We start from the raw sequence: 678 nt of genomic DNA, 5'->3' as shown, positions 1-678 counted from the left end.
CATGTGGGCGTGATGCTAGGACGATTCTACGATTGGTTGCGTTAGTCATGTTTATCTCACTTATGGATTAGACCGGTCGTCTAGTTTTCGTTCCAAAATATCCCGCTCTTAGAGCGGGAAGATTTAGTGTGTTCCAAAAGGTTAATAGCCCAAATGAAACAGGTGGAGGGTATTCATCTTACTTTAACGTTACTTGTTATGGGCAAGTACGCGTGTTTTGCAGTAGATGTTGAGTATAGGTCAGGCTTTGCGTGAGCGCTTCCTGATCTTGATACAGTTTGTTCAGTAAGCTTGCGCCATTCCAAAGATAATAAATCTGTCTGGCCAACAATGCGCTATCACCGTTTGGGATAGACCCATCTTGAATACCGACATCAATACACTCTGCCATAGCTTGAATGGTCTTATCAGCGCCTCGACGCAGTGCGATACGCATAGGCTCCGATAAATCTGATACTTCGGCGCTTAGCTTCACTAACAAACATTTATTTGCATTGCAGACATCATCTTCCACTTTTACCATTTCTTCAAAGTAGCTCATTAAGCGTTGGTAGCCATTGAGCTCGGTATTAGTGAAGCGTGCAGTCAATTGTTCAAAATACTTGTTGAAGTAATCTTGAATCATTGCCTCACCAAACTGTTCTTTAGATTTGAAGTAATGATAAAACGAGCCTTTTG

1 protein-coding gene is annotated in these 678 nt (G+C 42.0%); it reads right to left on the bottom strand.

Annotated features, from left to right (window positions below):
• Positions 1–196 precede the first annotated feature (196 nt).
• Positions 197–678, bottom strand: a 482-nt coding sequence (locus R7Z47_RS25045; RefSeq protein WP_318130788.1) for a TetR/AcrR family transcriptional regulator, incomplete at its 5' end; no start/stop codon positions are given.

Source organism: Vibrio sp. 1641, assembly GCF_033339995.1.
GTDB classification, from domain to species: Bacteria; Pseudomonadota; Gammaproteobacteria; order Enterobacterales; family Vibrionaceae; genus Vibrio; species Vibrio alginolyticus.
The sequence above is the reverse complement of the archived record's forward strand: the minus strand, read 5'-3'. Positions and strand labels throughout refer to the sequence as shown.